The sequence below is a fragment of the Streptomyces sp. 2P-4 genome, assembly GCF_030167965.1.
Classification (GTDB): domain Bacteria; phylum Actinomycetota; class Actinomycetes; order Streptomycetales; family Streptomycetaceae; genus Streptomyces; species Streptomyces globosus_A.
Genome location: NZ_CP095011.1, coordinates 5854010 through 5873685 on the forward strand (window position 1 = coordinate 5854010; position 19676 = coordinate 5873685).

Consider the following 19676-nt stretch of genomic DNA (forward strand, 5'->3'; position numbering starts at 1 on the left):
GTGCGCACGTCCGGCGGGCTCTCCCGGGGAGGATGAAGGGAACGTTAAGAGGACTAGACCAAGGCGTCAATAGGTCTGGACCAATCATGGAAGCGACGTGACGGACTCACCCGCCCGGCCCGGCCTTGTGACCCAGGCCACAGCACTTCGCCGGCATGGGCGCCGATCGCCCGTGGCAGACTGGTCGGGAGTACCAGTAGCAGCGCACTCCGGGGTCGGTGTAATTCCGAACCGGCGGTATAGTCCGCGACCCGTCCGCAGCCAGCGGCCGGTTGACCAGGTGAGATTCCTGGACCGACGGTGAAAGTCCGGATGGGAGGCAGTGCGCGGCGGGCAGTCACCGGTACGCCGCCGTCGGCGGTCCACCAGCGCTTCCTCGCGGACGCGCCCGGAACGGACCGTTTCCTCCGGCCTCGGCGTCCCCGCGTGCCTGTACCGCTCGATCTGTCGTATCCCGACAGCCCCGGAGTCCGTGCCCGACGAGGCAGGAGGACCCGGTGGCACCCCACGACGCCGCGCACGCCGCACCGCACGACGCGGAAGCGGACACCCGCGCCATGCGCCGTGCCGTCGCGCTCGCCGCCCGCGGCCTCGGCCGCACCAGCCCCAACCCCGTCGTCGGCTGCGTCCTCGCCGACGCCTCCGGCGCCGTCGTCGGCGAAGGCTGGCACCAGCGCGCGGGCGGCCCCCACGCCGAGGTCCACGCCCTCCGCGACGCCGGACCCGCCGCCCGCGGCGCCACCGCCTACGTCACCCTCGAACCCTGCAACCACACCGGCCGCACCGGACCCTGCGCCCAGGCCCTGATCGACGCCGGCGTCTCCCGCGTCGCCTACGCCGTCTCCGACCCGAGCGCGCAGGCCGGCGGCGGCGCCGCCACCCTGCGCGCCGCCGGCATCGACGTCCGCGGCGGACTCCTCGAAGCCGAGGCCGCCGCCGGCAACGCGGCCTGGCTGACCGCCGTCCGCCTCGGCCGGCCCCACGTCACCTGGAAGTACGCGGCCACCCTCGACGGGCGCAGCGCCGCCGCCGACGGCACCAGCCGCTGGATCACCTCCCCGGAGTCCCGCGCCGACGTCCACCGGCTGCGCGCCGAGTCCGACGCCGTCCTCGTCGGCGCCGGGACCCTCCGCGCCGACGACCCCCACCTCGCCGCCCGCGGCATCGACGGCGCCACCCAGCCCCTGCGCATCGCCGTCGACCCCCGCGCCACCGCCCAGGCCAGCGCCCGCATCCTCGACGGCTCCGCCCCCACCCTCCTGGTCGTCGCCGACGACGCCGACACCCGGCACCTGCCCCCCGGCACCGACCTCCTCCGGCTGACCCCGAAGGACGGCCGGATCCCCGTCCCCGACCTCCTCGCCGCGCTGTACGACCGCGGAGTCCGCTCCCTCCTCCTCGAAGGCGGCCCCACCCTCGCCGGAGCCTTCCTCGAAGCCGGAGCCGTCGACCGCGTCATCGGCTACCTCGCCCCCGCCCTCCTGGGCGCCGGCCCCGCCGCCCTCGCCGGCGCCGGCATCACGAACATCGCCGACGCGGTCCGCCTCGACATCACCGAGGCCGTCCGCACCGGCACCGACCTGCGCATCACCGCCGTCCCCACCGCCCCCAAGGAGCACTGAGTGTTCACCGGAATCGTCGAAGAACTGGGCGAGGTCACCGCCGTCGAGCAACTCGCCGAGGCCTCCCGCTTCCGCCTGCGCGGCCCCCTCGTCACCGACGGCGCCAAGCACGGCGACTCCATCGCCGTCAACGGGGTCTGCCTCACCGTCGTGGAGACCGCCGACGGCGAGTTCACCGCCGACGTCATGCAGGAGACCCTCAACCGCTCCAGCCTCGGCGCCCTGCGGCCCGGTTCCCGCGTCAACCTCGAACGCCCCATGGCCCTCGGCGGACGCCTCGGCGGCCACCTCGTCCAGGGCCACGTCGACGGCACCGGCGAGATCCTCTCCCGCACCCCCTCCGAACACTGGGAGCTCGTCAAGGTCTCCCTCCCGGGCAACCTCGCCCGGTACGTCGTCGAGAAGGGCTCCATCACCGTCGACGGCGTCAGCCTCACGGTCGTCGAGGCGGCCGCCGACCACTTCACCATCAGCCTCATCCCGACCACCCTCGCGCTGACCACGCTCGGCACCAAGCAGCCCGGTGAGCCCGTCAACCTGGAGGTCGACGTCCTCGCCAAGTACGTCGAGCGCCTCCTCGCCGCCGGCGTCGACCCCCTCGCGGCGACCGCCGCCGCAGCCGAGGAGGACACCCCGTGAGCGCGCTCGGCTGGCTGGGCGCCGAAGCCTTCACCGCCTTCGGGCAGAAGGTCATCTGGTCCGACATGATCGGCAACCTGCTCGGCCTGGCCGCCCTCGCCCTCGGCTGGCGCCGCTCCATCTGGACCTGGCCCGCCCAGCTCCTCTCCGGCCTCGTGCTCATCGCCGCCTACGCCTCCGCCCACCTCGCGGGCGGCGTCGGCAAGCAGCTCCTCGTCATCGGCGTGGCCGCCTGGGGCTGGCGCGCCTGGCACCTCGGCCGGCGGCAGGCCCAGGACGGCTCCATCGCCGTCCGCACCGCCACCTGGGCCGAGCGCGGCCTCCTCCTGGCCGGCGCCGTCCTCGGCACCCTCGCCGTCGGCGGCCTGTTCACCCTCTACCCGAACCTGTCGTGGAGCCCCTGGGCCGACGCGTACATCTTCGTCGGCACCGTCGTCGCGATGGTCGCCCAGGCCCGCGGCCTCGTCGAGTTCTGGTTCGCCTGGCTCCTCGTCGACCTCGTCGGCGTCCCCCTCGCCTTCACCGGCGGGCTGGCGTTCTCCGGCCTCGTCTACGTCGTCTACTTCGCGCTCGTCCTCTGGGGCGCGCACGACTGGTACCGGCGCTCGCGCACCACCACCGCCCCGGCCCTGGAAGGAGCAACGGCATGACCGCCCTCAAGCCCGTTCCCGATTACGACTCCCTCCTCGACGAGCCGTTCCGGCTCGACCCCGTCGAGCGGGCCGTCCGCGACATCGCCGCCGGCCGCCCGGTCGTCGTCGTCGACGACGAGGACCGCGAGAACGAGGGCGACCTCGTCGTCGCCGCGGAGAAGATCACCCCCGAGATCGTCGCGTTCATGATGAGCGAGTGCCGCGGCCTGATCTGCGCCCCCATGGAGGCCGACGAACTGGAGCGGCTCGAACTGCCCCAGATGGTCCAGCACAACACCGAGTCGATGAAGACCGCCTTCACCGTCTCCGTCGACGCGAGCGCCGCCCACGGCGTGACCACCGGCATCTCCGCCGCCGACCGCGCCACCACCCTGCGCATGCTGGCCGACGGAGTCTCCGGGCCCGCCGACTTCGTGCGCCCCGGCCACATCTTCCCGCTCCGCGCCAAGCCCGGCGGCGTCCTCGTCCGCAACGGCCACACCGAGGCCGCCGTCGACCTCGCCCGCCTCGCGGGCCTGCGCCCCGTCGGCGCCATCGTGGAGATCGCCGGCGAGGACGGCGTCATGCTGCGCCTGCCCGAGCTCATCCCCTTCGCCCGCAAGCACGGCCTGACGATCATCTCCATCGAGGACCTGATCGCCTACCGCCGCTCCGCCGAGCCGACCGTGCGCCGCGAGGCAGAGGTCAACCTGCCCACCGCCTTCGGCGACTTCACCGCCTACGGCTACCGCTCCACCGTCGACGGCGTCGAGCACGTCGCCCTCGTCCACGGCGAGATCGGCGACGGCGCCGACGTCCTCGTCCGCGTCCACTCCGAGTGCCTCACCGGCGACATCTTCCACTCCCTGCGCTGCGACTGCGGCCCCCAGCTGCACGCCTCCATGGCCCGCATCAAGGAGGAGGGCCGCGGCGTCGTCGTCTACCTGCGCGGCCACGAGGGCCGCGGCATCGGACTGCTGTCCAAGCTCCGCGCGTACGAACTCCAGGAGCGCGGCCGCGACACCCTCGACGCCAACCTGGAGCTCGGCCTCCCCGCCGACGCCCGCGACTACGCCGCAGGCGCGCAGATGCTCGCCGACCTCGGCGTCCGCAGCGTCCGCCTGCTCACCAACAACCCCGACAAGACCGCGGCCCTCGTCCGGCACGGCATCGCCGTCACCGACCGCGAGCCGATGCCCGTCGAGGCCGGCGAGCACAACCTGCGGTACCTGCGCACCAAGCGGGACCGCATGGGCCACGACCTGCCCTGGCTCGGCGAGACCGTCCCCACCGCCTGCGGCAACCAGTAGCACCCACCCCGGCGGCACCCCGTTGGAACCCGGCCCCCGGGCCCGGCGGACCCGCCCGCACCACCGGCAACACACGAACAGCGAACCACGGACAACGAACCACCGAGGAGAACAGCAGTGAGCGGCAAGGGCGCACCCGAACTCAGCGTGAGGAACTGCGGCGACCTGCGGGTCGCGGTCATCGCGGCGCAGTGGCACGAGAAGGTCATGGACGGACTCGTCGACGGCGCCCTGCGCGCCCTCCACGAGCTCGGCATCGACGAGCCCACCCTGCTCCGGGTCCCCGGCAGCTTCGAGCTCCCGGTCGTGGCGAAGGTACTCGCCGGTCGCGGCTACGATGCCGTCGTCGCCCTCGGAGTGGTCATCCGCGGCGGCACCCCGCACTTCGACTACGTGTGCCAGGGCGTCACCCAGGGCCTGGTGCAGGTGTCGATCGACACCGGAGTCCCCGTCGGCTTCGGTGTTCTGACCTGCGACAACGAGGAGCAGGCGCTGGACCGCGCCGGCCTTGAGGGATCGAACGAGGACAAGGGGCACGAAGCGGTCATCGCCGCCGTCTCCACCGCGGCCACCCTGCGGTCCGTCAGCGAACCCTGGCGCTGAGTGGCGGCGGAGGACCCCCTATCCTGAGGACCATCATGGCGAACAAAACCTTCGAAGAGCTCTTCACCGAGCTCCAGGCCAAGGCCGCTGACGGCGACCCCGGCACCTCCCGTACCGCCGAGCTGGTCGCCAAGGGCGTCCACGCCATCGGCAAGAAGGTCGTCGAGGAGGCCGCCGAGGTCTGGATGGCCGCCGAGTACGAGGGCAGGGAAGCCGCCGCCGAGGAGATCTCCCAGCTGCTCTACCACATCCAGGTGATGATGGTCGCGCGCGGGATCTCCCTCGACGACGTCTACAAGCACCTCTAGGGCCGCCGCGGTCCCCGGACCGGTCCTCCGCCCCGCCCCCACCCGCACCCACCGCCCCTAATCCCGCATCCCGCAGAGAAGGAAGCCCCCATGCTCCGCATCGCCGTCCCCAACAAGGGCTCACTCTCCGGAGCGGCGTCGGCGATGCTCCATGAGGCCGGCTACCGCCAGCGCAAGGAGTCCAAGGAACTCGTCGTCGTCGACGCCGACAACGAGGTGGAGTTCTTCTACCTCCGCCCCAAGGACATCGCGATCTACGTCGCCTCCGGCCGCCTCGACATCGGCATCACCGGCCGCGACCTGCTCCTCGACTCCGGCGCCAACGCCGAGGAGATCCTGCCGCTGGGGTTCGGCCGGTCCACCTTCCGCTACGCCACCCGCCCCGGCACGGCCAAGGGCCCCGAGGACTTCCACGGGATGACGATCGCCACCTCCTACGAGGGCATCGTCGCCAAGCACCTCGCCGACCACGGCATCGACGCCTCCGTCGTCCACCTCGACGGCGCGGTCGAGACCGCGATCCAGCTCGGCGTCGCCGAGATCATCGCGGACGTCGTCGAGACCGGCACCAGCCTGCGCAACGCCGGCCTGGAGGTGATCGGCGAGCCGATCATGACCTCCGAGGCCGTCGTCATCCGCCGCAGCGGCGCCGAGACCGGCAACCCGCAGGCCCAGCAGTTCCTGCGGCGCCTCCAGGGCGTCCTCGTCGCCCGCAGCTACGTGATGATGGACTACGACTGCCGCGCCGAGCACCTGGAGCGGGCCGTCGCCCTCACCCCCGGCCTGGAGTCCCCCACGGTCTCCCCGCTGCACAACGAGGGCTGGGTCGCCGTCCGCGCGATGGTCCCCGCCAAGGAAGCCCAGCGCATCATGGACGACCTGTACGAGCTCGGCGCCCGCGCCATCCTCACCACCTCGATCCACGCCTGCCGCCTGTGACCCCTCCGCGTACGCCGCCGCCCGACCCGCACGCCCCCTGAAGAAGGCACCTCCCGCACCATGGCCGAGTCCGCCGCCCAGCCCGACCTCCCCGCCCTGCCGGTCACGTTCCGGCCGACCCGCACCCGGGTCGTCCTGCTGAGCGTCGGGCTCGCCATGTTCGCGACGATCACCGCGATCGCCCTGCTGCTGGAGAACCTCGGCCCGGGGGAGCGCCTCAGCTTCATCTTCACCGCGGCGCTGATGAGCTCCGTCCTCGTCCTGCTCAGCCGGCCCAAGGTCGTCGCCGACGAGGCCGGCGTCACCGTCGTCAACCTCACCAGCAAGCGCCGCCTGGAATGGGCCGAGATCCTCCGGGTCAACCTGCGCCCCGGCGACGCGTGGGTCTTCCTCGACCTGAGCGACGGCACCAGCCTGCCCGCCCTCGGCATCCAGCCCGGCATCGCCAAGGAACAGGCGATCGCCGACGCCCGCGCCCTGCGCGCCCTCGCCGAGACCCGCGGCACCGGCGACCACCACCACTGAACCGGACCCGCGCCGCGCACACTCCGGCCGCTGCGTCCCATTGCGGCGGCGATCCCAATGACTACCCTGGTGCCGGGCACAGCCCTGTGCCCTCCCACCGGCCCCGGGACCCCCGGGGCCCGCGGGCACCTGCGACCAGAGGAGTGACTCCCTCCGGCAATGGACGGATCGTCCTGTAGTACCCGCGCCGCCCTTCCCCCGGAGGCGGCGGCATGACCATCCCGCTCGTCCTGCTCCTGGCGGCCTTCGCCCTGATCCTCGCCAACGGCTTCTTCGTGGCCGCCGAATTCGGCCTCGTCACCGTCGAACGCCCCGAGGCCGAGAGGGCCGCGGCCGAAGGCGACCGCCGTGCCCGCACGGTGGTCCGCGCCCTGCGGGAGCTGTCGTTCCAGCTCTCCGGCACCCAGCTCGGCATCACCATCACCTCGCTGGTGGTCGGCATGCTCGCCGAACCGGCCCTCGCCGCCCTGCTGGCGGGCCCCCTGACCGCCACCGGCCTGCCCGCCGGAGCCGTCTCCGGCGTCGCCGTCTTCATCGGCATGTTCCTCGCCTCGGCCGTCCAGATGGTCGTCGGCGAGCTCGTCCCGAAGAACTGGGCGGTCTCCCGGCCGCTCCAGGTGGCCCGCTTCGTCGCCGGCCCGCAGACGCTCTTCGCCACCGTGTTCCGGCCGGTCATCGCCGGGCTGAACGCCGTCGCCAACCGCCTCGTACGGGCCTTCGGCGTCGAGCCGGCCGAGGAGATCGCCTCCGCCCGCACCCCGGGCGAGCTGGTCTCCCTCGTCCGCCATTCGGCGCAGGCCGGCGCCCTCGAACAGGACACCGCCGACCTCTTCGTCCGCACCCTGTCCCTGGGCGAGCTCACCGCTCAGCACGTCATGACCCCCCGGGTCAAGGTCAGCGCCCTCCAGTACACGGCCACGGCCGCGGACGTCCTCAACCTGACCCGTGCCACCGGCCTGTCCCGCTTCCCCGTCTACCGCGAGCGGATCGACGAGGTCACCGGCGTCGTCCACCTCAAGGACGCCCTCGCCGTGCCCGAAGCCGAGCGCGCACGCACCGCCGTCGGCCGGATCTGCGTCGCCCCGCTGCTCGTACCCGGGTCCCTGCCGGTGCAGCCGCTGCTGGAGCGGCTGCGCAGCGAGCAGCCCATGGCCGTCGTCGTCGACGAGTACGGCGGCACCGCCGGCGTCGTCACCCTGGAGGACATCGTGGAGGAGCTCGTGGGCGAGGTCCGCGACGAGCACGACCTCGCCGAGGACGCCACCCCCGAACTGGCCGCCCTCCCCGCCGAGGACGGCCGGCCGGCCTGGGAGGCCGACGGCAGCTGCCGCGTTCAGGCCCTGCGCCGCATAGGCCTCGACGTGCCCGACGGCCCGTACGAGACCGTTGCCGGCCTCGTCGCCGACCTCCTCGGCCGCATCCCGGCCCCCGGCGACCACGCCGAGCTCCCCGGCTGGAAGCTGTCCGTCCGGCAGGTGGCCCGCTACCGGGCCGAACGCGTCCGCCTGGTGCGGACCGCGCCCGGACCGGTCGGCGGCGACGCCCCGGAGACGCCGCCCGTCACGGCCGCCGCGGCCGTCCCGGCAGCCGCGGCCGCTGCCCCGGCCGTCCCGGCTGCCGCGGGCGCCGGCGAGCTGGAGGCGGCGGGCCGGTGAACGTCCTCCAACTCCTCTTCGCGCTGCTCCTGGTCCTGGCGAACGGGTTCTTCGTCGGCGCCGAGTTCGCGCTCGTCTCCGTCCGCCGCAGCCAGATCGAGCCGCTCGCCGCAGAATCCAAGCGGGCCCGCCAGGTCCTCCACGGCCTGGAGAACCTGCCCCGCATGATGGCCGCCGCCCAGTTCGGCATCACCCTCTGCTCGCTCACCCTCGGAGCGGTCGCCGAGCCCACCGTCGCCCGGCTCCTGGAGCCCGTCTTCCACGCCGCCCGCATTCCGCAGGGCCTCGTCCACCCCCTCGGGTACGCCGTCGCCCTCGCCGCCGTGGTCTTCCTGCACCTCGTCATCGGCGAGATGGTCCCGAAGAACCTCGCGATGGCCGCGCCGGAGAGGACGGCCCTGTGGTTCAGCCCCGGCCTGGTCGCCTTCGCCCGCCTGTGCGGGCCGATCACGACCGCCCTCGGGGCCTGCGCCGCCGTCGTGCTCCGCCTGTTCAAGGTCGAGCCGAAGGACGAGGTCGAAGCCGTCTACACCAGCGCCCAGCTCGGCCGGCTCGTCGAGGACTCCCGGCAGGCCGGGCTCCTGGAGCCGCGGGAGCAGGAGCGCCTGGAGGACGCCCTCGAACTGGGCAGCCGTCCGGTGACCGACGTCCTGCTCGCCCGCGAGCGGCTCGTGACGGTCGGGCCCGGCGCCACGCCCCGGCAGATCGAACGCCTCACCGTCCGCACCGGGTACTCCCGCTTCCCGGTCCGCTCCGAGGGCGGGGCCTTCATGGGCTACGTCCACGTGAAGGACGTCCTCGACCTGGACGACAGGGAGCGGGCCGTGCCGCAGCGGGTCTGGCGCCGGATGCCGACCCTGTCCTCGACGCTCCCGCTGGACGACGCGCTGAGCGTCATGCGGCGCGACGCCACACACCTGGCGCAGGTCGCCGATCCCGCGGGGCGGGTGCTGGGGCTGGTGGCGCTGGAGGACGTCCTGGAGATGCTGGTCGGCGAGGTCCGCGACCCCGCCCACCGCATCCCGTCCCGCCGCCGGGCCCCCTCGGCGGCCCTCACCCCCTGACGGCAGCCGCCCCGGGACCGCGCGGTCCCGGGGCGGCCCCGTGTCCGGGGCCCGTGTCCTGCGGGGGTCCGTCAGAGCGGCGGGGGGTCCTGGTGCGGGCCGCGGCCCGAGAGGACCTCCCCGTACGCCTGCATCAGGTCCGGCAGCCGCAGCGTCGCCAGGTCCTCCCGGGACGGCTCCCCGGCGAAGCCGGCCAGCCGCAGGTCCCGGTACGCGCAGCTCTTCTCGTACAGGGTGCGCAGGAACCGCCCGTTCCCGAGCTCGTCGATCCAGCCCTGCTCCACGACATGCCCGCTGATGCTGCGCAGCTCCTCCAGAGCCTCGGAGTCCCAGCAGTCGCCGTTCGCCTCGGCGAGGACGCCGCCGATCGCCGTCAGCTCGGCCGGCCGGTAGCTCGGGAAGTCCACCCGCGTCGTGAACCGCGACGACAGCCCCGGGTTCGCGGACAGCAGCCGGTCCATCCCGGCCGGGTAGCCGGCGAGGATCACCACGAGGTGGTCCCGGTTGTCCTCCGCCCGCTTCAGCAGCACCTGAAGGGCCTCGTCGCCGTACGCGTCGCCCTTGCTGTAGCCGGAGTTGGAGAGGCTGTACGCCTCGTCGACGAAGAGCACCCCGCCGATCGCGGAATCGATCAGCTCGTTGGCCTTGACCGCGGTCTGCCCGAGGAACTCGCCGACGAGATCGGCCCGTTGGGCCTCGACGAGGTGGTCGCCGCCGAGCAGGCCCAGCGCGTAGAACACCCGGCCGAGGATCCGGGCCACGGTCGTCTTGCCCGTCCCCGAGGGCCCGGAGAAGACGAAGTGCCGTTTCGGGGGCTGGACGGGGAGCCCCTGGCCGGCCCGCAGCCGGGCCATGTGCAGCTGCGCCGACAGGGCCTTGACCTGCCGTTTCACCGGCTCCAGGCCGACCATGCGCTCCAGCTCGGCGAGGGCCTGCGCGAGCAGCTGCGGATCGGCCGGCCCGGCCGGCGTGCCGTCCGCCGGCCCCTGCGGGGGGAAGACCGACTTGCGCCGTACGCCCGGCGGCCGCCCCGGTACGGGGCCCCCGTAGCGCGGTTCGGCCGGGTCCGCCGCCGACAGCGGGTCCAGGGGATCGGCGGGGCCGTCCGCGACGAGCCCGACGTCCTGGGCGGGCCCGCCGCCGAGGACGACCGCCGCGTAGTCGCCGCCGCCCGGGGCGGCCCCGAGACCGCCGTACGCCTCGCAGCCCGCGCCCGCGTACCCGGCGTAGCCGTCGTAGTCCTCGCTGTCCTCGATCGCCGTCAGCCGCGCCGCGGTGTCCATGAACGCCGGGTCGACGCGGTGCACCGCCCGGTACAGCGGCAGCGCCGCCGCGCTGCGGCCGGTCCCCTCGTGGGCCCGCGCCAGCCAGTAGCGCAGCTCCTTGCGCTGCGGCTGCTCGCTGCGGCAGCGCATCAGCGCCGCCGCCAGCATCGGCTCGGCCTGCCCGTACATCTCCAGCCGGACCCGGGCCATGCCGCCGAACAGGCCCGCCTCGATCCCCAGGAGCGGGTCGTCGACGAGCGGCTCGGTGTGCCGGACGAGCTGCTCCCAGTCCTTGACCAGGTAGGCGCGGCAGGCGTGCAGGAACCGCACCTGCGGGTCGGCGTCCACGGGCGGGAGGGCCGCCAGCGCCTGGTCGAGCTCCGGCACGTGCCGGCCGTCCAGCCAGTGCGAGGCGTGCGCCAGCAGCAGGTCCCGGCGGCTCTCCAGCACGGGCTGGACCCACCACCCGAGCCAGTACCAGGAGTTGAGGGTCCGCCGGTGCCGCGCCCGCTGCTCGCCGAAGCGCTCGCGGTGGGTGTACATGCGCAATAACGCGTTCGTGGTGTCCACGCGCAGCGCATGCAGGCCCAGCCAGGCGTCGGCCATCGCGGGGTCGAGCCGGACGGCCGTGCGGAACTCCTCCTCGGCCTGCGGATAGGCGCCCATGGTGCAGGCGTCGACCCCGCGCAGCCAGGCGAGTTCGGCCGGGGCGTGCGCGCTGCCCGGCATGCCGAAATCCATCACATCCCCCACAAGCCTGCCCCCGTGGTGCCCAGCAACCCCCGCACTGCACAAGCCGGTTGTCCGCTGCGCCGATGAAATCAGGGCTGCATCGTACCTGCGGCGACGCCCCTTCCGTAGGGTGCTGCGGCGAAGGCCCGCCGGGGGGGCGTACACCGGGCGGGGTGACTCAGGGTGAGGTTTTTGCGGTGGTGCGGAGGCCTCGGCGGGAGCCGGAGGGGCGCCCGGGGCAGAACGAAGCCCCCGATCACGGGGGAACAATCGGGGGCTTCGCGTCCGCTGCGGCCTGGAAAGACCGCGCCTTCAGAACGTAAGGCCGCTGCGGGGGCCAGGTCAAGCGGGTCGGGGGAGGGCCGCGCAAGCCGTTTTCGCGGGGCGCTCAGGCCTGGGGGAATCCGTCACCTTGGGTGACGGAACCCGTCCCTCCGGCGGTCGCACCCGTCCCGGAAGACCACTCGTATCCCGTACCGCTCTGGCGTACCAGGATGTCCGCGAAGGGGCGCGAAGGGTCATCCGAGAAGTGCGCGCGCTCCGCGCGCTCCCACCCGTCCCAGAAGTCCGAGAGCCCCCTGCCGTCCCGCGTGCGCCCGCGCCCCCAGGCCTCGGCGCGCGGGGTCTCCATCCACAGCAGCCGCGCCAGGTGCGGCCGCAGTGCGCGCCGGCCCGCGCCCACCCCCTCCACGAGCAGCACAGGGGCCGGCTCCAGCACCCGTACGGGGCCGAACCGGCGCTCCACCCAGTCGTACGGGGTCCAGCGGGCGGGCCGGCCGGCGGCGAGCGGCTCCAGCACCTGGGCGCGCAGCCGGTCGGGCCAGGCGAAGGGCTCTCGGTGGGTGGCGACGTCGTCCAGGTGGAGCACCGGCGGGCCGCCCAGCGCCTCGGCGAGCCGCCCGGCGAACGTGCTCTTGCCGGAGCCGGCGTGCCCGTCGATGCCGATCAGGCGGACCGGTCCGAGCGAGGGCGGCAGCGCCCGGATCTGCCGGGCGAGCGACGCGAGGGGCTGCTGTGACTCCACCCGGCCAGCCTACGGCCGGGCGCGGCGGCCGGGTCTTCCTCCCCGACACGGCGTGCGGCATCGACATCCCGCAGCGGGGAACTGCAAGGGTGGAGGACCGTTTCCGCCGTACTGAACCAGGGGGAGTCCGCGATGACCGCACCCACACCACGCAGGGCCCTGCTGGCCGTCGCCCTCGCGGCGGCCGCCGCGGCGACCGTGCCCGTCGGCAGGGCGCAGGCCGCGGCCGCGGCTGCGCAGCCGGCGGGCCCCGCGGGCCCGGCCGGAGTGCCCGGCGCCGACGCCGGCGGCGCCCCTCCGGCCGCGGCGGCGGCCGGCCGGAGCGTGGACAACCGGTTCTGGTTCTCCCGCGGCCACTGGGGCGCCGGCACCCACCGGGGCACGACGACCCTGCCCGGCACCCTCGGGAGCCTGGCCTTCGACGTCCCGGCCGGCCGCACCGACTACACCGACCCGCACACCGGCCGCAAGGCCGCCTGGGACCATGCCGTCTGGACCTCGCCCGTGCACCGCACCGCCGTCCCGGCGACCGAGGTCGTCGCCTCCTGGAACGCCCACACCCCGGCCGGCACCTGGATCCGGATCGAGCTGCGCGCCACGTACGGGGACGGCGGCACCAGCCCCTGGTACGTGATGGGCCGCTGGGCCTCCGGTGACGCGGACATCCGCCGCACCTCCGTGGACGGGCAGACCGACGGCCGGTCCACGGTGTGGACCGACACCCTCGCCGTCGACGCGCCGGCGCGCGCCGCGGGCCTGCGCATCACGGCGTGGCAGCTGCGCCTGACCCTGTACCGCAAGCCCGGCTCGGGGCGCGGCCCGACCGTCGGGCTCGCCGGGGCGATGGCGTCCGACGTGCCCGACCGCTTCACCGTGCCGGCGTCGGTCCCCTCGGGGGCGGCGGTGGAACTGGCCGTCCCGCGCTACTCGCAGGAGGTCCACATCGGCCGCTATCCGGAGTACGACAACGGCGGCGAGGCGTGGTGCAGCCCGACCTCCTCCCAGATGGTCGTGGAGTTCTGGGGCAGGCGGCCCGCCCCCGCGGACCTCGCCTGGGTCGACCCGTCGTACAGCGACCCGCAGGTCTGCCACGCCGCCCGCTCCACGTACGACCACGCCTACAAGGGCTGCGGGAACTGGCCCTTCAACGCCGCGTACGCCGCCTCGTACGGCGGTATCGGGGCGGTGGTCACCCGCCTGTCCTCCCTCGCCGACCTGGAGACCCTCCTCCGCGCGGGCATCCCCGTGATCACCTCGCAGTCCTTCCGCGCGGACGAGCTGACGGGCGCCGGCTACGGGACGGCCGGACACCTGATGACGATCGTCGGCCTGACGGCGTCCGGCGACGTCGTCGCCAACGACCCGCACTCCCCGGACAACCCCTCGGTCCGCAGGGTGTACCGCCGCCGGGAATGGGAGAACGTATGGCTGCGGACGCAGCGGTACAACGCGGCCGGCAAGGCGGTCTCCGCGCCCGGGGGCGTCTGCTACCTGTACGCGCCGACCCGCCCGAGCCCGGCGCAGGTCACGGCCCTGCGCGCGGTCGGGGTGCTGTGACCGGGTTGTGACTTCGGGTGGGAAAGCGGCCGTTGACCTGGAGAAAGGACAAGCGCACCATAAGGGAGTAAAGGGCGCATAAGTCTTCTACAGGAGGCGGCCCACCATGACCACCCACAGCATCGAACACCACCCCGACCTCGCCGAGATGCGCTCCCGGTTCGAGCGGGTCACCAGCACCCCGGCCGCCCAGGCCGTCGAGGCGCTGGCCCTCATCACCGGCCTCTACCTGGCGGCATCGCCGTGGATAGCCGGATTCAGCGTGCTCACCGCCCTCGCGGTGAACAACCTGATCGCCGGCCTGGCGTACTGCCTGTGCATGAGCGGCCTCGGCTCCGCCTACGAGCGCACCCATGCCATGGCGTGGACGGCGGTCGCGATCGGCGCCTGGACGATCGTGGCCCCGTGGGTCGTCGCCGGCGCGAACGACACCACCCGCAGCGTGGTCAGCAACGTCATCACCGGCTGCGTGGCCCTGCTCCTCGCCCTCGCCATGAGCGCCATGGCGGGCCGTGAACGCACACCGCGCGCCCGGGGCCGCTGACCGCCGCCCGACCGGCACGCCGCCCCCGCCGGCCGGCACCGGCCGGCGGCCGCGTACCGTCCCCGTCCCCCGTCCCCCGTCCCCCGTCCCCGTCCCCGTCCCGGGCCCCGACCGCGAGCCGGTCGGGGCCCGGCGGCGTGATACGCGCCACCCCTGCCGCTCCTCCCTACCGCGAAAGCCGCAAACGCTGGCACATTGGACGGCATGACCGCACACAGCGCCGCCCCCCACGCCCCCGCCCGGAACCTCGCCCGCACCGGCGGCCCCAAGGACGGCTCCTCCTGGCTGGAGCACGTCCTCGGCTGGACCCTCGTGGTGGTCGTCGCCATGTTCGTCACCCAGCTCGGCCTCATCTGAGACCTCCGGCCCGCCCGGCCGCTCCGGCCCCCGAGGGGTTCGTCCCGGAGTGTCCGCAGCTGCCGCTCTCCTCGGGCGGCCGTTCGGAAATCGTGATGATCTTGCCCCGGTGACGGGACGCCCCCGATCGGGCATACTCACACCGCCGCATCCGCTGAGCTGCCCATTCCGTGATCCGGAGGGCACCATCGGCTGTGAGAGCACCGATACCCGGCGGCGCGTCCCACACCTCACGCGTCGCCGCCGTGCCCGACGAGGGAGGAGAGCGCCGCCATGAACGACCGCGCCCCGCAGCCGGTGGACCGTCAGCTGCCCACCGAGGAGTCCCGGGACCTCCTCGCGCTCGTACGAGAGATCGCCCAGCGGGAGATCCGCCCCCACGCCGCCGAGCAGGAGGAGGCCGGGCACTTCCCGCGCGACGTCTTCTCCCTGCTCTCCGAGTCCGGCCTGCTGGGCCTGCCCTACGACGGCGAGTTCGGCGGCGGCGACCAGCCCTACGAGGTCTACCTCCAGGTCCTGGAGGAGCTGGCCGCGGCCCGCCTGACCGTCGGCCTCGGCGTCAGCGTCCACTCCCTCGCCTGCCACGGCCTCGCCGGCTACGGCACCAAGGAGCAGAAGGCCGCCCACCTGCCCGCCATGCTCGGCGGCGGGCTGCTCGGCGCGTACTGCCTCTCCGAGCCCTCCTCCGGCTCCGACGCCGCCTCCCTGGGCACCAAGGCCGTCCGCGACGGCGACGACTGGGTCATCACCGGCACCAAGGCGTGGATCACCCACGGCGGCATCGCCGACTTCTACACCGTCCTCGCCCGCACCGGCGGCGAGGGCCCCAAGGGCATCACCGCCTTCCTCGTCCCCGGCGACGCGGAAGGCTTCTCCGCGGCCGCCCCCGAGAAGAAGATGGGCATGAAGGGCTCGCCCACCGCCCAGCTCCACTTCGACGGCGTCCGCGTCCCCGACGCCCGCCGCATCGGCGAGGAGGGCCAGGGCTTCACCATCGCCCTCGCCGCCCTCGACGCCGGCCGCCTCGGCATCGCCGCCTGCGCCATAGGCGTCGCCCAGGCCGCCCTGGACGAGTCCCTCGCGTACGCGCTCGGCCGCAAGCAGTTCAACCGCCCCATCGCCGACTTCCAGGGCCTCCGCTTCATGCTCGCCGACATGGCGACCAAGATCGAGGCGGGCCGCTCCCTGTACCTGGCCGCCGCGCGGCTGCGCGACGCGGGCAAGGCGTTCTCCCGGCAGGCCGCCATGGCCAAGCTGTTCTGCACCGACGCCGCCATGGCCGTCACCACCGACGCCGTCCAGATCCTCGGCGGCTACGGCTACACCGCCGACTTCCCGGCGGAGCGCCTGATGCGCGAGGCGAAGGTCCTCCAGATCGTCGAGGGCACGAACCAGATCCAGCGCGTGGTCATCGCCCGCCACCTGGCCGGCCCCGAATCCCGCTGACACCACCGCGCCCCCTGCCGCACGCCGCGCGCGGCGGGGCGGCGGGGCGGCGCCCTCAGGGCGGACGGGTCACGGCCGCGACTCGAAGAGGGGGCCCGTCGGCCAGATCGGGGAGGCCGCCACGCGGGTCCACTCCGGGTCCGGGCGGCCCGGGAGGGTGCGGCCGTCGGCCGTCCAGTGGTCCATCAGCGCCCGGTAGATGGGCGGGTCCGGAGGCGGCTGCTGCCGCTGCTGCCGAACCGATTCTTCGAAGCGGTGGAGGACCGCGTGCCGCCGGCCCGTTCTCGGCGCGGATGTGTCGAGTGCGCTCATGCGGAGACCAACGCGCTGCCGGGGCACGGGTAATCGCACGCGGAGTCCGGGGATCCGTTCGAGACGTCCCCGACCGTCCGGAAGCGGGGCCTGCCGGCCGGCCGCCGGCGCGGGGACGCGTCGGCCCGGGCGCCGGAGAGGCCCCGGGCCGACGGGCTCAGGCCGCCTGGGCGTGCCCGCTGCGCTGCGGCAGCACCTGCGCCGCCGGACGCACCGGCCGCGACCCCGGGCCGCCGACGTGCGAGAAGGGCTGCGTACGCCAGTCCAGGCCCTGCGGCAGGGCCAGCATGACGACTTCCAGCTCCGGGGACTCCTCCGCCCCCGCGCCCACGGCCGCCGGCGCCTCGCCGACCGGGCGGCCCGTGCCCGCGCAGACCGTGAGCCCGAACGGGTTCCACGGCGTCAGGCACAGGGCGTGCTCCGGCAGGTGCTCCTCGTCCGCGACGAGGGCGATCGACTGGCCGCAGTCGGGGCAGACCGCGTGGCGGACCTCGAAGCCCTCGGCGTCGTCGAACCCCTCGCCGTCGTCCGCGAAACCGGGACCGCCGGGATCGAGGGGCTCCGGCTCGGTGCGGCCGGCGCGCTTGGTGTTCTGCATGGATGTACTCCCCCTTGGGTGGGCCGGGCGGGCAATGTTCTTCGGCCTCGGCCACACGGAGCACTTCCCGCCGCACGGCACGAGTAACCACGACAACCCGCCGCAGTAGGGCATACCCTTGTGGCTTTGGTCACATGCCCGCCGCAGGTGCCACTTGTGGGCCGGCAGCACTGTGCCGGGGACCCCATCGGGCCGTAGGTTGAACGGCTATGAGCGCAATGGAGGAGCTGGACCGCCAGATCGTTGATCTGCTGGTGCGGGACGGTCGGATGAGCTACACGGACCTCGGCAAGGCCACCGGCCTGTCCACGTCCGCGGTCCACCAGCGGGTACGCCGCCTGGAGCAGCGCGGGGTCATCCGCGGCTACGCGGCGGTCGTCGACCCCGAGGCCGTCGGGCTGCCCCTCACGGCCTTCATCTCGGTGAAGCCGTTCGACCCGAGCGCCCCCGACGACATCGCCGAGCGCCTCGCCGGCGTACCGGAGATCGAGGCCTGCCACAGCGTCGCCGGCGACGAGAACTACATCCTCAAGGTCCGGGTCGCCACCCCCCTCGAACTGGAGGACCTCCTCGGCCGCCTCCGGGCCCTCGCCCACGTCTCGACCCGCACCACCGTCGTCCTCTCCACCCCCTACGAGGCCCGCCCGCCCCGCATCTGAGCCCCCGCGCCGCCGCACCGGCGCGGTCGGGCAGCCGCTGTGCCGGGGGCGGGGTCGAGGCGCCGGCGCGGGGCGGCGAGACTTGTCCCCATGACTGACCGCACCGCCCACTCCGCCGACGCCGCCGGAGCACCCGCCCGCCCGGCCCCCGACCGCACCGTCCTCCTCCGCGGCGGCGAGGTCCACAGCCCCGCCGACCCGTTCGCCACCGCGATGGTCGTCGAACGGGGCCACGTCGCCTGGGTCGGATCCGAAGGCGCCGCCGACGCCTTCGCGCAGGGCGTCGACGAGGTCGTCGACCTCGACGGGGCGCTCGTCACACCCGCCTTCACCGACGCCCACGTCCACACCACCTCCGCCGGCCTCGCCCTGACCGGCCTGGACCTGACCGGCGCCGCCTCCCTGGCGGAGGCCCTGCGCCTGGTCCGCGAGCACGCCGGCCGCCGCCCCGGCGACCGCGTCCTGCTCGGCCACGGCTGGGACGCCGCCCGCTGGCCGGAGCGCCGCGCGCCGCGCCGCGCGGAGCTCGACGAGGCAGCCGGCGGCCGCCCGCTCTACCTCAGCCGCGTCGACGTCCACTCCGCGGTGGCGACCACCGCCCTGCTGGACCTGGTGCCCGCCGTCACCGCCCGCGGCGACGAGCCGCTGACCCGCGACGACCACCATGCCGTCCGCCGGGCCGCCCTCGCCGCCGTCACTCCCGCCCAGCGCGCCGACGCCCAGCGCGCCGCCCTCGACCACGCCGCCTCCCTCGGTATCGGCTCCGTCCACGAGTGCGGCGGCCCCGACATCTCCTCCGCCGAGGACTTCACCGGCCTGCTCGGCCTCGCCCGCGAGCGGCCCGGCCCCCGCGTCTTCGGCTACTGGGCCGACCGGGACCTGGAGCAGGCCAGGGCCCTCGGCGCCGTCGGCGCCGCCGGCGACCTCTTCGCGGACGGCGCCCTCGGCTCCCACACCGCCTGCCTGCACAGCCCGTACGCCGACACCGGCCACACCGGCACGGGCTACCTGGACGCCGCCGAGATCGCCGCACACGTCGCAGCCTGCACCGAGGCGGGGCTCCAGGCCGGCTTCCACGCCATCGGCGACGCCGCCCTCACCGCCGTCGTCGACGGCTTCCGCGCCGCCGCCGACCGGGTCGGCCTCGCCCGTGTCCGCGCCGCCCGGCACCGCGTCGAGCACGCCGAGATGATGACCCCGGCCACCATCGCGGCCTTCGCCGAGCTCGGCCTGACCGCCTCCGTCCAGCCCGCCTTCGACGCGGCCTGGGGCGGCGAGGACGGCATGTACGCGGACCGGCTCGGCGCCGAGCGCGCCCGCACGCTGAACCCGTTCGCCGCCCTGCTCAAGGCCGGCGTACCGCTCGCCTTCGGCTCCGACGCCCCGGTCACCCCGTTCGACCCCTGGGGGACCGTCCGCGCGGCCGCCTTCCACCGCACCCCCGAGCACCGCATCTCCGTGCGCGCCGCGTTCACGGCGCACACGCGCGGCGGCTGGCGGGCCCTCGGCCGCGACGGCGCGGGCACCCTCGTCCCCGGGGCGCCGGCCGACTACGCGGTCTGGCGCACCGGCGAGCTCGTCGTCCAGGCCCCCGACGACCGGGTCGCCCGCTGGTCCACGGACCCCCGGTCCGGCACGCCCGGCCTGCCCGACCTGACCCCCGGCCGCGAGCTGCCCGTCTGCCTCGCCACCGTCGTCGGCGGCCGGGAGGTTTTCGTACGGCCACAGGGGTGATCCCGCGGGCAGCGGCTCGGCCCGGCGGGCCCGTCCCGGATAGGTTCGGCCGGGCCCACCGCCGGACGGCCGCACCGCGCTGATCCGCCCTGCCCGACGCGCCCGCGCCTCGGGGGCGACGGAGGTCCGCCGGGCGGCGGTGGCCCGGCCG

20 protein-coding genes and 1 riboswitch are annotated in these 19676 nt (G+C 74.5%); of the genes, 16 read left to right on the forward strand and 4 right to left on the reverse strand.

The window, feature by feature from the left end; all coding sequences use genetic code 11:
* Positions 1-200: 200 nt before the first annotated feature.
* Positions 201-330, forward strand: a riboswitch (FMN riboswitch).
* A 227-nt stretch (positions 331-557) separates the two neighbouring features.
* The 10 genes from ribD to MUK52_RS26085 all read left to right on the forward strand — a co-directional run bounded on the left by ribD (position 558) and on the right by MUK52_RS26085 (position 9297).
* A complete protein-coding gene (gene ribD, locus MUK52_RS26040) occupies positions 558-1622 on the forward strand; it encodes a bifunctional diaminohydroxyphosphoribosylaminopyrimidine deaminase/5-amino-6-(5-phosphoribosylamino)uracil reductase RibD (RefSeq protein ID WP_284581776.1) in 1065 nt (354 codons plus the stop codon).
* Positions 1623-2261 (forward strand): riboflavin synthase, encoded by a 639-nt coding sequence (locus MUK52_RS26045; RefSeq protein WP_284580485.1) that lies wholly within the window; start codon positions 1623-1625, stop codon positions 2259-2261.
* Positions 2258-2911, forward strand: coding sequence for a nicotinamide mononucleotide transporter family protein (locus MUK52_RS26050; RefSeq protein WP_114056710.1), 654 nt, complete (start codon positions 2258-2260; stop codon positions 2909-2911). The genes MUK52_RS26045 and MUK52_RS26050 overlap by 4 nt, the downstream gene beginning before the upstream one ends.
* Positions 2908-4203 carry a bifunctional 3,4-dihydroxy-2-butanone-4-phosphate synthase/GTP cyclohydrolase II gene (locus MUK52_RS26055; protein WP_114056709.1) on the forward strand — a complete coding sequence of 432 codons (1296 nt, stop codon included), beginning with the start codon at positions 2908-2910 and terminating at the stop codon, positions 4201-4203. Before MUK52_RS26050 ends, MUK52_RS26055 begins: the two co-directional genes overlap by 4 nt.
* Before the next feature lie 117 nt (positions 4204-4320).
* Complete coding sequence (gene ribH / locus MUK52_RS26060) at positions 4321-4806, forward strand: 6,7-dimethyl-8-ribityllumazine synthase (protein WP_114056708.1); 486 nt, start codon at positions 4321-4323, stop codon at positions 4804-4806.
* A gap of 35 nt (positions 4807-4841) precedes the next feature.
* Positions 4842-5114 (forward strand): phosphoribosyl-ATP diphosphatase, encoded by a 273-nt coding sequence (locus tag MUK52_RS26065; RefSeq protein WP_114056707.1) that lies wholly within the window; start codon positions 4842-4844, stop codon positions 5112-5114.
* Between the two features lie 90 nt (positions 5115-5204).
* Positions 5205-6053: an ATP phosphoribosyltransferase gene (hisG, locus tag MUK52_RS26070; RefSeq protein WP_114056706.1), complete on the forward strand. Its 849-nt coding sequence runs from the start codon at positions 5205-5207 to the stop codon at positions 6051-6053.
* Between the two features lie 60 nt (positions 6054-6113).
* A complete protein-coding gene (locus MUK52_RS26075) occupies positions 6114-6578 on the forward strand; it encodes a PH domain-containing protein (RefSeq protein WP_114056705.1) in 465 nt (154 codons plus the stop codon).
* A 212-nt stretch (positions 6579-6790) separates the two neighbouring features.
* Complete coding sequence (locus MUK52_RS26080) at positions 6791-8233, forward strand: hemolysin family protein (RefSeq protein WP_284580520.1); 1443 nt, start codon at positions 6791-6793, stop codon at positions 8231-8233.
* Positions 8230-9297, forward strand: coding sequence for a hemolysin family protein (locus MUK52_RS26085; protein ID WP_114056703.1), 1068 nt, complete (start codon positions 8230-8232; stop codon positions 9295-9297). The genes MUK52_RS26080 and MUK52_RS26085 overlap by 4 nt, the downstream gene beginning before the upstream one ends.
* Positions 9298-9368: 71 nt before the next feature.
* Here MUK52_RS26085 and MUK52_RS26090 read toward each other — a convergent pair whose 3' ends face one another.
* A complete protein-coding gene (locus tag MUK52_RS26090; RefSeq protein ID WP_114056702.1) occupies positions 9369-11303 on the reverse strand; it encodes an AAA family ATPase in 1935 nt (644 codons plus the stop codon).
* 379 nt (positions 11304-11682) lie between these two features.
* On the reverse strand, positions 11683-12318 hold the full coding sequence (locus tag MUK52_RS26095; RefSeq protein WP_284580523.1) for a uridine kinase family protein: 636 nt from the start codon (positions 12316-12318) through the stop codon (positions 11683-11685).
* Between the two features lie 132 nt (positions 12319-12450).
* Between MUK52_RS26095 and MUK52_RS26100 the strand changes: the two genes are divergently transcribed.
* The 4 genes from MUK52_RS26100 (at position 12451) to MUK52_RS26115 (ending at position 16222) form a co-directional block, all read left to right on the forward strand.
* Positions 12451-13875, forward strand: coding sequence for a C39 family peptidase (locus MUK52_RS26100; protein ID WP_284580525.1), 1425 nt, complete (start codon positions 12451-12453; stop codon positions 13873-13875).
* Positions 13876-13981: 106 nt separating this feature from the next.
* Entirely contained in the window at positions 13982-14419 is a 438-nt protein-coding gene (locus tag MUK52_RS26105; RefSeq protein WP_114056699.1) for an SPW repeat protein, read from the forward strand.
* Positions 14420-14623: 204 nt separating this feature from the next.
* A complete protein-coding gene (locus tag MUK52_RS26110) occupies positions 14624-14776 on the forward strand; it encodes an SCO1431 family membrane protein (RefSeq protein WP_114056698.1) in 153 nt (50 codons plus the stop codon).
* A gap of 273 nt (positions 14777-15049) precedes the next feature.
* Positions 15050-16222 (forward strand): acyl-CoA dehydrogenase family protein, encoded by a 1173-nt coding sequence (locus MUK52_RS26115; protein WP_114056697.1) that lies wholly within the window; start codon positions 15050-15052, stop codon positions 16220-16222.
* Positions 16223-16291: 69 nt separating this feature from the next.
* Here MUK52_RS26115 and MUK52_RS26120 read toward each other — a convergent pair whose 3' ends face one another.
* Both MUK52_RS26120 and MUK52_RS26125 read right to left on the reverse strand, forming a co-directional pair.
* A complete protein-coding gene (locus tag MUK52_RS26120; protein WP_284580531.1) occupies positions 16292-16534 on the reverse strand; it encodes a hypothetical protein in 243 nt (80 codons plus the stop codon).
* A gap of 157 nt (positions 16535-16691) precedes the next feature.
* Positions 16692-17132, reverse strand: coding sequence for a hypothetical protein (locus MUK52_RS26125; RefSeq protein WP_114056695.1), 441 nt, complete (start codon positions 17130-17132; stop codon positions 16692-16694).
* A gap of 218 nt (positions 17133-17350) precedes the next feature.
* Here MUK52_RS26125 and MUK52_RS26130 point away from each other — a divergent pair, with 218 nt between their 5' ends.
* Positions 17351-17791 (forward strand): Lrp/AsnC family transcriptional regulator, encoded by a 441-nt coding sequence (locus MUK52_RS26130; protein ID WP_162793337.1) that lies wholly within the window; start codon positions 17351-17353, stop codon positions 17789-17791.
* A gap of 90 nt (positions 17792-17881) precedes the next feature.
* Entirely contained in the window at positions 17882-19525 is a 1644-nt protein-coding gene (locus tag MUK52_RS26135) for an amidohydrolase (protein ID WP_284580534.1), read from the forward strand.
* Positions 19526-19676 lie beyond the last annotated feature (151 nt).

Excerpts from the sequence above, each read along its gene's own strand:
- ribD (WP_284581776.1), top strand. The coding sequence starts at position 558 with ATGCGCCGTGCCGTCGCGCTCGCCGCCCGCGGCCTCGGCCGCACCAGC.
- MUK52_RS26055 (WP_114056709.1), top strand. The coding sequence starts at position 2,908 with ATGACCGCCCTCAAGCCCGTTCCCGATTACGACTCCCTCCTCGACGAG.
- MUK52_RS26065 (WP_114056707.1), top strand. The coding sequence starts at position 4,842 with ATGGCGAACAAAACCTTCGAAGAGCTCTTCACCGAGCTCCAGGCCAAG.
- hisG (WP_114056706.1), top strand. The coding sequence starts at position 5,205 with ATGCTCCGCATCGCCGTCCCCAACAAGGGCTCACTCTCCGGAGCGGCG.
- MUK52_RS26075 (WP_114056705.1), top strand. The coding sequence starts at position 6,114 with ATGGCCGAGTCCGCCGCCCAGCCCGACCTCCCCGCCCTGCCGGTCACG.
- MUK52_RS26080 (WP_284580520.1), top strand. The coding sequence starts at position 6,791 with ATGACCATCCCGCTCGTCCTGCTCCTGGCGGCCTTCGCCCTGATCCTC.
- MUK52_RS26090 (WP_114056702.1), bottom strand. The coding sequence starts at position 11,303 with ATGGATTTCGGCATGCCGGGCAGCGCGCACGCCCCGGCCGAACTCGCC.
- MUK52_RS26100 (WP_284580525.1), top strand. The coding sequence starts at position 12,451 with ATGACCGCACCCACACCACGCAGGGCCCTGCTGGCCGTCGCCCTCGCG.
- MUK52_RS26105 (WP_114056699.1), top strand. The coding sequence starts at position 13,982 with ATGACCACCCACAGCATCGAACACCACCCCGACCTCGCCGAGATGCGC.
- MUK52_RS26110 (WP_114056698.1), top strand. The coding sequence starts at position 14,624 with ATGACCGCACACAGCGCCGCCCCCCACGCCCCCGCCCGGAACCTCGCC.
- MUK52_RS26115 (WP_114056697.1), top strand. The coding sequence starts at position 15,050 with ATGAACGACCGCGCCCCGCAGCCGGTGGACCGTCAGCTGCCCACCGAG.
- MUK52_RS26120 (WP_284580531.1), bottom strand. The coding sequence starts at position 16,534 with ATGAGCGCACTCGACACATCCGCGCCGAGAACGGGCCGGCGGCACGCG.
- MUK52_RS26125 (WP_114056695.1), bottom strand. The coding sequence starts at position 17,132 with ATGCAGAACACCAAGCGCGCCGGCCGCACCGAGCCGGAGCCCCTCGAT.
- MUK52_RS26130 (WP_162793337.1), top strand. The coding sequence starts at position 17,351 with ATGGAGGAGCTGGACCGCCAGATCGTTGATCTGCTGGTGCGGGACGGT.
- MUK52_RS26135 (WP_284580534.1), top strand. The coding sequence starts at position 17,882 with ATGACTGACCGCACCGCCCACTCCGCCGACGCCGCCGGAGCACCCGCC.